Raw genomic sequence first — 11,453 nt, 5'->3', positions numbered from 1 at the left:
CCTATTTTCCTCTTGTGATAATATATAACTTAGGATGTGATTTTGTGATTTTAAATGAAATTAGAAATATAATGAAAGAAAAAAATATAGATTTTTATATTATTCCAACTAAGGACCCTCATGGTTCAGAATACCTTCCAGATTATTTTAAGGAATTGGAATTTGTAACGGGATTTACTGGTTCGCAGGGGACGGCAGTTATAACTATGGATGAGGCATATCTTTGGACTGATGGAAGATATTTTATCCAGGCCGCAAGGGAAATCAAAAATTTTGGTTTTGAACTTAAAAAACAAGGTTTAGATGGGGTTTTAAATTACGACGATTGGGTTTCAGAAAATATTAAAGACGGAGAAACTCTTGGAATTAATGCAGAATATTTTTCTCATGAAAGTTTTATCTTTTTGTCGCAAAAAATAAGGGAAAAAGATGTAAAAATCATTGACATTGACTTAATTGGAGGACTTTGGAAAGATAGATGTCCTCTTCCAAGTGATGATGCTTCTTTACTTGATGTAAAATACGCTGGGAAATCTGCTAATGAAAAAATTTCTGAAATTAGAAAGATTTTAGATAGTAAAAAAGTTGATTTAACCATAGTTTCTTCACTTGTTGATATTGCATGGACACTAAACATTCGTGGAATGGACATAAAGGATACTCCAGTATTGATTTCTTTTATGATTATTGAAAAGGACAAAGTTACTTTATTTACAGACAAAACTAAGACAAGAAAAATTGAAAAAGATATTTGTAAAGTAGCTGAATTAAGAGATTATTCTGAATTTTATTATTATTTAAAGAATTATGAATATAAAAAAATTTATTTAGATCCAAATTCTATTAACGAAAGAATTTATAAATCTATTTGCAATAAAAATGAAATAATTTTCGGCAATAACATTTCTGAAAATTTAAAATCAATTAAAAATGATGTTGAAATAAAAAATCTTGAAGAAACATATATTAGAGATGGAGTTGCATTATTTAAATACATTTATTGGTTGAAAGAAAATGCAGAAAATAAAATTGGTGAATATGAAGCTGCAATGAAACTTGACAGTCTTCGTGCTGAAGATCCACTATATATTTCAAATTCTTTTGAGACAATTTCTGCCTATGGAGCAAATGCTGCAATGATGCACTATCATGCAACTAAGGAAAATGAATCTATAATTGAGCCTAAAGGTTTTTATCTTGTAGATTCAGGTGGGCAATATTATTCTGGAACAACGGACATAACAAGAACTATTGCCATGGGTGAACTCACAGATGAAGAAATTCATGATTACACTTTAACTTTGAAGAGTCACATAAACTTAATGGATGCAGTTTTCTTAAAGGGGACATATGATTTAGCTTTAGATGGAATTGCAAGGTATGCATTGTGGCAAGAAAGATTAGATTACAAATGTGGCACAGGTCATGGAATTGGGTTTGTGCTTTCAGTTCACGAGGGACCACAGAGGATTTCGCCAAGAGCCCCTGCAGTCAGAATGAAAGAGAATATGATTGTATCAAATGAGCCGGGAGTTTATAAAGAAAATAAATATGGTATAAGAATCGAAAATATTATGAGAGTTGTCTTTGACTGTAAAACAGTAGATTCGGTATTTAATAAATTTAAGACAATTTCTTTTTGCCCTTTTGAACTAAAGGCAATTGATGTAAACTTACTTACAGATAGGCAATTAGAAGCTTTGAATTCTTATCATAAAGAAGTTTTTGCAAAATTAAGTCCATTTTTTGAGGGAGAAATTTTAGATTATTTAAGAGAGTCAACGAGAGAGGTAATTAGATAATTGATAGATTTAAGAGAAAGGCTTGACAAACTTCCTGATAAACCAGGAGTTTATATAATGAAAAATGAATTAGATGAGATAATTTATGTTGGAAAAGCTAAATCTCTTAGAAAAAGAGTTAGACAGTACTTTGGTTCTTATGGAAAGAGTTCAAAAAAAGTTGCCAGCATGGTCTCAAAAATTCACGATTTTGAGTATATTATAGTTGAAAATGAAGTGGAATCCCTTGTACTTGAGTCAAATTTAATTAAGGATAATCTTCCAAAATACAATATCCTTTTGCGTGATGATAAACAATATCCGTATATCAAGGTAATGCTAAATGAAAGATTTCCTAGAGTTATAAAAACTCGAAGAATATTAAAGGATGGGGCAAAATATTTTGGACCTTATCCAGATGTTTTTGCTGTAAATGGATCAATAGAAACTTTTGAAAGGATTTATCCTCTTAGAACTTGCAACTTAAATCTTGAAAATGTTGAAGAAAAGAGTTACAGACCATGTCTTAATTATTATATTGGAAAATGCCTTGGGCCTTGTATAGGCAATGTAAAGGACGAGGATTACAATATAATGGTTGATGAAGTTTTGAGCTTTTTATCTAGTTCTAATAACAAATTACTAGATAAGCTTCACGAAAAGATGATGGATTATTCAAGAAATTTGGATTACGAAAATGCTGCAGACATTCGTGATAGAATTAAAAATTTAGAATATTTAAAGGAAAGACAACTTATAAGTGATCCAGAAGCTCGTGATGATAAAGACATTATTGCTCTTGCAAAGGGGATAGAAGAAGTATTAATTCAAATTTTCTTTTTTAGAAAGGGAAAAATTATTGGCAGAGAGCACTATATGATAAGAGATTATTACAATGACAGTTATGATGAAATTTTCTCTTCATTTTTAAAACAATTTTATATTGGAGCAAGTTATATTCCAAAGGAAATTATTATTGAAGATAAACCAATGGATGCTAAAGTTTTAGAAGATTGGCTTTCAGAAAAAAGAGGGAACAAAGTTACAATAACTGTTCCTATAAAGGGCGATAAAAAAGAATTAATTAAAATGGTGAAGAGAAATGCTCTTGATATGATTGAAAAATATGGGGACAAATATAAAAAGCGTGCAGAATCAAATAAGTTGGCACTTGAAGAAATAAAAAACTTAATTGGACTAAGTGATACTCCAAGACGTATTGAAGCCTACGATATTTCTAATATTTCTGGCGTTGAATCTGTAGGATCCATGGTTGTATTTGAAGATGGAGATTCTAAAAAAAGTGATTATAGAAAGTTTAGAATTAAAAATGTAATTGGTCCTGATGATTATTCAAGCTTAAAAGAGGTAATAGAGAGAAGATTTACAAGAGGTGTTGAAGAAAAGAAAAGGGATAAGAATACATCTTTTTCAAATTTTCCGGATTTAATAATGATGGACGGCGGAAAAGGTCAAGTAAACGCTGCAAAGGAAATTTTGGATAAACTAAATTTAAAATTAGAAATTTGTGGGCTTGTAAAGGATGATTTTCACAGAACTCGTGGAATTATTTACAATAATGAAGAATATAATGTTGACTTGAATTCTAGAGCTTATAAAATGATTTACAAAATTCAAGAAGAAGCCCATAGATTTGCTATAAATTATCACAGAAATTTAAGGTCAAAAACAATGTTTAAGTCCGAACTTGATGACATAAAAATGATTGGACCTAAGCGAAAAGAGAACTTGTTAAAACATTTTAAATCCATTGACAAAATAAAAAATGCAAGCGTGGAAGAGCTTTTAGAAGTTGAATCAATGAATGAAAAAAGTGCTAATTCACTTTATGAACATTTTAGGAGAACAAAAAATGGGAGTTAAATTAAAATATATAGTAGATGAATTAAATTTAGAAATTATTCATGAGTCTACTGATTATAAAGAGATTGAAATTATAAATAGCGACATAAATAGACCGGGATTACAATTGTGCGGATATTATGCGAAATTTGTCAAAGATAGAATTCAGCTTATTGGAACTCAAGAATGGCATTATATAAATTCGCTAGACGATGAAGAAAAATATTCTACACTTGAGAAATTATTTAAGTACAATATTCCAGTAGTCGTATTTTCAAGAAATAATTTTATTTTTCCACAAGCAAAAATTTTGGCTAAAAAACATAATGTAACCATAGTTAGAAGTCCAGACACTACATCAAAAATTTTCAGTAAAATTATATCTTTAGTTGACGAAGCATTGGCACCTACTATGAGAATGCACGGAGTTTTGCTTGACATCTCTGGAATCGGCGTACTTATTACTGGAAGAAGTGGAATTGGAAAAAGTGAAACTGCTCTTGATTTAATTTCAAATGGCGCAAGGCTAATTTCTGATGACTCTGTAATTATAAAAAATATGGACAAAAAGTTAATTGGAAAATCTCCAGACATTACAAAATATTTTATGGAAATAAGAGGAGTTGGCATTATTGATATTCAAAAAATGTTTGGAATTGGTTTTGTAATGGAAGAAAAGGCAATAGAAGTTGTAGTAAATTTAGAAGATTGGGACGAGTCAAAGGAATATGAAAGACTTGGACTTGACAATAATTACCAAAATATTTTGGGCATTGATGTAGTTAAGTTTGATATACCAGTAAAACCAGGAAGACACACTGCACTTATTATAGAGGTTGCTACAAAAAACTACAAACAAAAGGAATTGGGATATAATCCAGCATTAGCTCTTAATGAGAGAATGTTAAAAAAAGTAGATTAGATTTAAGAGAGCATATTAGCTCTCTTATTTATTTTTATTAATAATAAATAAAAAAATTTTAAAAAATATATAATTCCACAATATGAAACGTCTTTCACAGTTCGCTGTTTTCAATTATTTAAGCTGATTTATTAATAATATTATTGAAATTTATTAAATTAAGTTCTATAATATAAAGAGTATGGTTAGTTTATATTTATATTATTAATAATGGGAGGATAATATGGCTAAAACATTTAAAACAATGGATGGTAATGAAGCAGCCGCTCATGTAGCCTATGCGTTTTCTGACGTTGCTTGTATTTACCCTATAACTCCATCATCTCCAATGGCTGAGCACATTGATGCTTGGGCTTCTCAAGGAAGAAAAAATATTTTTGGACAAGAAGTATTGGTTAAGGAGTTACAATCAGAAGGAGGAGCTGCAGGAGCTGTTCACGGCGCATTACAAGCCGGATCACTTACTTCTACTTACACAGCATCTCAAGGTTTATTACTTATGCTACCTAATATGTATAAGATTGCAGGGGAATTACTTCCAGGAGTATTCCACGTAGCAGCAAGAGCATTAGCATCTCATGCACTATCAATTTTTGGCGATCATCAAGACGTTATGGCAGCAAGAGCATCAGGATTTGCACTTCTTGCATCAGGATCAGTTCAAGAAGCAATGGATTTAGCTGGTGTTGCTCACTTGTCTGCAATTAAAGGTAGAGTTCCTTTTGTTCATTTCTTTGATGGATTTAGAACATCTCACGAAGTGCAAAAGATTGAAGTACTTAATTATGAAGATTTAGAAAAACTTGTTGACAAGGAAGCAATTAAAGAATTTAAGGAAAGAGCTTTAAATCCAAATGGACCTCAAGTAAGAGGTACTGCTCAAAATCCTGATATTTATTTCCAAGAAATTGAAGCTTCAAATAAGTACTATACAAACATAGTTGGTATTACTGAAAATTATATGAAAGAAATTTCTAAGTTAACAGGAAGAGAATATAATTTATTTAACTATTACGGAGCTAAAGACGCTACTAATATTATCGTAGCAATGGGTTCTGTTACAGAAACAATTGAAGAAGTTGTAGATTATCTAAATGCAAGAGGAGAAAAGACAGGACTTGTTAAAGTTCACCTATACAGACCTTTCTCAATTGAACACTTAATGAAAGCAATTCCAGAAACTGTTGAAAGAATTGCAGTTCTTGACAGAACTAAAGAAAAGGGAGCAGCTGGACAACCTCTATACTTAGACATTAGAGATGCCTTCTATGAATCAGATAAAAAACCACTTATCGTTGGTGGTATTTATGGTCTTGGATCTAAAGACACTAATCCAACAGATATTCTTTCAGTATTTGATAACCTTAAAGAAGATAAACCTAAAAATGACTTCACAGTTGGTATCATTGATGATGTAACTAATAAATCACTTCCAATTAAACAAGTAATTACAACTGAACCTGAAGGAACTATTAGATGTAAATTCTGGGGATTTGGATCTGATGGTACTGTTGGTGCAAATAAATCAGCAATTAAAATTATTGGTGATAACACTGATATGTATGCTCAAGGTTATTTTGACTATGACTCCAAAAAATCTGGTGGAGTTACAATGTCTCACTTGAGATTTGGTAAAAATAAAATCACTTCAACTTATTTATTAACTGAAACTGATTTTATTTCTTGTTCAAAACAATCTTATGTATACTCTTATGATCTATTGAGAGGACTTAAAAAAGGCGGCAAATTCTTACTAAATACTATTTGGAATGAAGAAGAACTTGACGAACATCTTCCAGGTTATATGAAAAAATACATTGCAGACAATGAAATTGAGTTCTATACAATTAATGCTACAAAAATTGCTGCAGAAGTTGGACTTGGCGGAAGAACTAATATGGTAATGCAAGCTGCATTCTTTAATCTATCCCAAGTACTTCCACTTGACGAAGCTGTTAAACTTCTTAAAGAAGCAATCGTAAAAGATTACGGCGCTAAGGGTGACGATATAGTTAAGATGAACTATGCTGCAGTAGACCGTGGAATAGATGCATTAAAGAAAATCGAAGTAAAAGATTCTTGGAAAAATGCTGATACTACTAAAGACTTCAAAATTGATGGAGCACCTGACTTTATCAACAATATTCTTATTCCAATGAATAGACAAGAAGGTAACGACCTTCCAGTTTCCGCTTTCGTTGATATGCCTGATGGAACATTCCCAGCTGGAACAAGTCGTTACGAAAAGAGAGGAATTGCTGTAAATGTTCCTCACTGGAAGATTGAAAACTGTATTCAATGTAACCAATGTTCATTAGTATGTCCTCACGCAGTTATAAGACCATTCTTAGCCGATAAAGAAGAAATGGCTAATGCACCTGAAGGATTTGAAACTAAAAAAGCAATAGGAAAGGGACTTGAAAATTATGAATATAGAATGCAAATTTCACCACTAGATTGTACTGGTTGTGGAAATTGTGCTCAAGTTTGTCCTGCTAAAGAAAAAGCACTTGTAATGTCTCCATTTGAAAATGAAATTGATGTACAAGCAGCTAACTGGGAATATGCTTCTGAACATATTAAGTCTAAAGAAGAAAATATTGAACCAAACAACTTCAAGAACTCTCAATTCCAAACTCCATATCTTGAATTCTCTGGAGCTTGTGCAGGTTGTGGGGAAACTCCATATGTAAAACTTGTTACTCAATTATTTGGAGATAGAATGAGTATTGCAAATGCAACAGGATGTTCATCAATTTGGGGCGGTTCTGCACCATCAATGCCATATTGTACAGATGATTGTGGAAATGGACCATCTTGGGCTAACTCATTATTCGAAGATAATGCTGAATACGGATATGGTATGGCGGTATCTCAAGAACAAACTAGAAATAGAATTGAAAATCTAATGAAAGAATTTATTGAACTTAATGTAGATAAAGATGCAAATGATGCATTTAATGCGTGGATAGAAGGCAAGGATGATTACAAGACTTCTAAGGCTGCAAGTGCAAATGTATTAAAAGTTCTTGATAAAAAATTCGGAAATGAAAAGGCTGACGATATCATTGAAACATTACAAAGCCTTGAAAGATTCTTAATTAAGAAGAGTCAATGGATCATTGGTGGAGACGGCTGGGCATATGATATTGGATATGGTGGACTAGACCATGTTCTTGCATCAGGTGAAAACATCAATGTATTAGTTCTTGATACTGAGGTATATTCAAACACAGGTGGACAAGCATCTAAGGCAACTCCAACAGCAGCAATTGCACAATTTGCTGCAGCTGGTAAGTTAACTAAGAAGAAAGATCTTGGATTAATGGCTACAACTTATGGTTATGTATATGTTGCACAAATCGCTCTTGGTGCAGACAAGAACCAAGCTTTCAAAGCAATTAAAGAGGCTGAAGCTTATGATGGTCCATCACTAATAATTGCCTACGCACCATGTATAAACCATGGAATTAGAGTTGGAATGGGATTCTCAGTAGAAGAAGAAAAGAAAGCTGTAGAAACTGGTTATTGGCATCTATATAGATTCAATCCTGAACTCAAAGCGCAAGGAAAAAATCCATTTATCTTAGATTCTAAAGAACCTACTAAACCTTTCAGAGACTTCTTAGATGGAGAAGTTAGATATACTTCACTTAAGAAATTATTCCCTGAAAGAGCTGAAAAACTTTATGAAGTAGCAGAAGAAAATGCTAAAGAAAGATATGCAAGTTATGTAACTCGTTCTGAAGAAGAATAAAATTACAGTATATTTTATAAATTAAACTCGCTTAAGGAAACTTAGGCGAGTTTTTTGTGTAAATTTTATTATATATGTGTTAAACTTTTATAAGTTAGTATTAGAGTTATGTTATTAACGTTGATTTTTTTAAGCTTTTGATATATATTAAAATTATTACTTGGAGGTCTAAATGAGATTAATTTTTGATGTAAATGGCGGAGATAATAAATACGAAATTATAAAGGGAGCAATTGAAGTTGCTAATGAATTCGATACAGATATTATTTTAGTTGGTAGGAAAGATTTTATTGAAGAGAATCTTCAAAAGCTTGATTACAATAAAGACAAGATTGAAATAGTTTATGCAGAAGAAAACATTGAAAATAATGAAGACCCTGCTTTCGCACTTAGACGCAAGAAAGATTCTTCTATTGCAGTTGCAATGAAATTATTAAAAGATAAGGAAGCTGATGCATTAATATCAGCTGGTAGCACAGGAGCACTTCTTGCAGGTGGACTTTTTATAGTTGGAAGGATCAAGGGAATAAAAAGAGCTGTTCTTCCGACAATTATTCCAGGGATAAAATCAAATACAATGATAATTGATTCAGGAGCAAATATGGATACAAATCCTGATCTTCTATTAGAATTCGCAATGCTGGGAGAAACTTTTTTAAGAGAATATTATAAAATAGACTCTCCAAAAGTTGGTCTTTTAAATATAGGTGTTGAAGAAGGCAAGGGAAATTCTCTTTATAAAGAAACTTATACAAAACTAAAAGATAGTGATATAAATTTTGTGGGAAATATTGAAGCAAGAAATATTATGAATAATGAAGCAGATCTTGTTGTATGTGATGGTTTTGACGGAAATATTTTATTAAAATCAATTGAAGGTGTAATTGATTTTGCTGTTAAAAATGTTTTTCATAGTATTCAAAAATCTGAACTAGATGATGAAAGTAAAAGTGCTTTTACAAAATTTTTAATGAATGAATTTAAAAATTTAGATGCGAAAGAAGTTGGCGGCACAATCCTTTTAGGAATAGATGGAAACATTATTAAAGCTCATGGGAATTCTGATAGCAGAGCAATAAAAAATGCTGCAAAATATGCTATAAATATAGTAGAATCTAATGTAGTTAATAAAATAAAGGATAAGGTGGAATAAAAATGAAAGAAAGAATTCTAGAAATTATTGCTGAACAATTTAACATTGATGTAAATGAACTTAATGAAGATATGAATTTTCAAGATGATCTTAATGCTGATTCCATTGAACTTGTTGAATTAGTTATGACAATTGAAGAGGAATTTGAGATAGAGGTTTCTGAAGAAGATTTAGAAAAATTAAAAACTATTGGCGATGTAATCGACTATGTAGAAGATTTGGATCAGTGATTTTATGTCCAAGGACAGTCTAAAATATCTTGAAAAAAAATTAAATTATAATTTTAAAAATAGAGAACTTTTAGAAAGGGCTTTGACTCACAGTTCTTTTATCAATGAAAATAATATGAAGTTCTACGAATGCAATGAAAGACTTGAATACTTAGGAGATGCAGTTTTAGGACTAGTCATTGGAGAATATTTTTACAAAAATTTTCCTGAAGATAGGGAAGGTTCTCTTACAAAAATGAGAGCTGAATCTGTTAATGAAAAAGTTTTGTTTTATATTTCTAAGAAACTAAATCTTGGTAATGCTATAAAATTTGGCAAGGGAGAAATAAAAAGCGGTGGAAGGAACAGGGAGTCAACTTCTGCTGATGCTCTTGAAGCTTTAATTGGTGCAATTTATTTAGATTCAAATTTTGAAAATGCTAAAAAGATTATTTTATGTTTATTTCAAGATTTTTTAGAAAAAGATAGCTACAAATTATTTAATATAGATTTTAAAACTAAGTTTCAAGAAGAAGTTCAAAAATCAGGCAAAAAAGCAGAATATAAATTAGTGGGAGAAGAGGGTCCTGATAATGACAAAACTTTTTTTACAGAATTGTATGTAGATGAAGTTTTAGTTGGAAATGGTAAAGGAAAATCTAAGAAAGAGTCACAACAAGAGGCTGCAAGAGATGCATTTAAGAGGAGTGGAAAAATTGTCTAAGAGAAATATTATACCAATTTTTATTCCACACTATGGATGCCCTAATGATTGTGTTTTTTGTAACCAAAGAAAAATTACGGGAATGTCTACAGATATTTCAAATAGTGATGTTGAAAATACTATTTTGGAATATCTTTCTTATTTTAAAAGGAAAGATAATGTTGAAGTTGCATTTTACGGAGGAAGTTTTACAGCGATTCCAATTGAAAAACAATCAGAGTTTTTAGAAATTGCACATAAATATAAAGAAAGAGGCCTTGTAAAATTCATTAGACTTTCTACAAGACCAGATGCAATTGATGATGAAACACTTAAAAATTTAAAAAAATATGGTGTAGATATTATTGAACTTGGAGTACAAAGTCTTGACCCAGAAGTTTTAAAACTTTCAAATAGAGGTCATAATGTAGAATGTGTTTATACATCTTCAAAATTAATTAAGAAGTATAAATTTTTGCTTGGACTTCAACAAATGGTGGGTCTTCCTGGCGATAATTTAGAAAAATCTATTTTTACAGCAAGGGAATTTGTAAAATTAGATCCCTATTGTGTTAGAATTTATCCAACTCTTGTAATTAAAGAAACGGCACTTTATAAAAAATTAAAAGAAGGTAAGTATGAAGCTCTTGATTTAAAATCTTCCATTAAATATGTTGCAGACATTCTTGATATTTATTATAAAAACAATATTAATGTAATAAGGGTTGGGCTTCAGCCAACTGATAATATTAATTATGATGGAGATGTAGTTGCAGGAGCATTTCATCCGGCATATAGACAGTTAGTTGAGTCTTTTTATTTCAAATGTGCATTAATAAATTATTTTAAAGAATCAAAAAATATTAAGGATGAGATTTTAATATATGCAAGTGGGAGAAATATTTCAAATATTTGTGGGCAAAAATCAAAAAATAAAAATGAGATAATGAAAAAACTTGGAATTTCAAAAATAAAGCTTCAAGAAAAAAGCCTTGGTTATTTTGAAGTGGAAGTTCATGGAAAATTCATCGAATTTATTGATGTAAGAGATTATTATAGGTGAGT

Annotated in this window: 8 protein-coding genes; all 8 read left to right on the top strand. The window is 30.8% G+C overall.

What is annotated here, in order from left to right; all coding sequences use genetic code 11:
* On the top strand, window positions 1-1,802 hold a 1,802-nt coding region (locus tag MR285_RS06080), incomplete at its 5' end, for an aminopeptidase P family protein (RefSeq protein WP_366934096.1).
* A complete protein-coding gene (uvrC, locus tag MR285_RS06075; protein WP_293559062.1) occupies window positions 1,803-3,665 on the top strand; it encodes an excinuclease ABC subunit UvrC in 1,863 nt (620 codons plus the stop codon).
* On the top strand, window positions 3,655-4,566 hold the full coding sequence (hprK, locus tag MR285_RS06070; protein WP_293559060.1) for an HPr(Ser) kinase/phosphatase: 912 nt from the start codon (window positions 3,655-3,657) through the stop codon (window positions 4,564-4,566). The genes uvrC and hprK overlap by 11 nt, the downstream gene beginning before the upstream one ends.
* 223 nt (window positions 4,567-4,789) lie before the next feature.
* A complete protein-coding gene (gene nifJ, locus MR285_RS06065) occupies window positions 4,790-8,323 on the top strand; it encodes a pyruvate:ferredoxin (flavodoxin) oxidoreductase (RefSeq protein ID WP_293559058.1) in 3,534 nt (1,177 codons plus the stop codon).
* A 172-nt stretch (window positions 8,324-8,495) separates the two neighbouring features.
* Window positions 8,496-9,476, top strand: coding sequence for a phosphate acyltransferase PlsX (gene plsX, locus MR285_RS06060; protein WP_293559056.1), 981 nt, complete (start codon window positions 8,496-8,498; stop codon window positions 9,474-9,476).
* A 2-nt stretch (window positions 9,477-9,478) separates the two neighbouring features.
* Window positions 9,479-9,706: an acyl carrier protein gene (acpP, locus tag MR285_RS06055; RefSeq protein ID WP_293559054.1), complete on the top strand. Its 228-nt coding sequence runs from the start codon at window positions 9,479-9,481 to the stop codon at window positions 9,704-9,706.
* Between the two features lie 4 nt (window positions 9,707-9,710).
* Complete coding sequence (gene rnc, locus MR285_RS06050; protein ID WP_293559052.1) at window positions 9,711-10,409, top strand: ribonuclease III; 699 nt, start codon at window positions 9,711-9,713, stop codon at window positions 10,407-10,409.
* Window positions 10,393-11,451: a radical SAM protein gene (locus MR285_RS06045; protein WP_293559064.1), complete on the top strand. Its 1,059-nt coding sequence runs from the start codon at window positions 10,393-10,395 to the stop codon at window positions 11,449-11,451. Before rnc ends, MR285_RS06045 begins: the two co-directional genes overlap by 17 nt.
* Window positions 11,452-11,453 lie beyond the last annotated feature (2 nt).

The sequence above is a fragment of the Peptoniphilus sp. genome, from assembly GCF_022767005.1.
GTDB lineage: Bacteria > Bacillota > Clostridia > Tissierellales > Peptoniphilaceae > Peptoniphilus_A.
This window is presented reverse-complemented; position numbering and strand designations above follow the sequence as displayed.

Coding starts and splice junctions, on each gene's coding strand:
- hprK (WP_293559060.1), top strand. CDS start 3,655: ATGGGAGTTAAATTAAAATATATAGTAGATGAATTAAATTTAGAAATT.
- nifJ (WP_293559058.1), top strand. CDS start 4,790: ATGGCTAAAACATTTAAAACAATGGATGGTAATGAAGCAGCCGCTCAT.
- plsX (WP_293559056.1), top strand. CDS start 8,496: ATGAGATTAATTTTTGATGTAAATGGCGGAGATAATAAATACGAAATT.
- acpP (WP_293559054.1), top strand. CDS start 9,479: ATGAAAGAAAGAATTCTAGAAATTATTGCTGAACAATTTAACATTGAT.
- rnc (WP_293559052.1), top strand. CDS start 9,711: ATGTCCAAGGACAGTCTAAAATATCTTGAAAAAAAATTAAATTATAAT.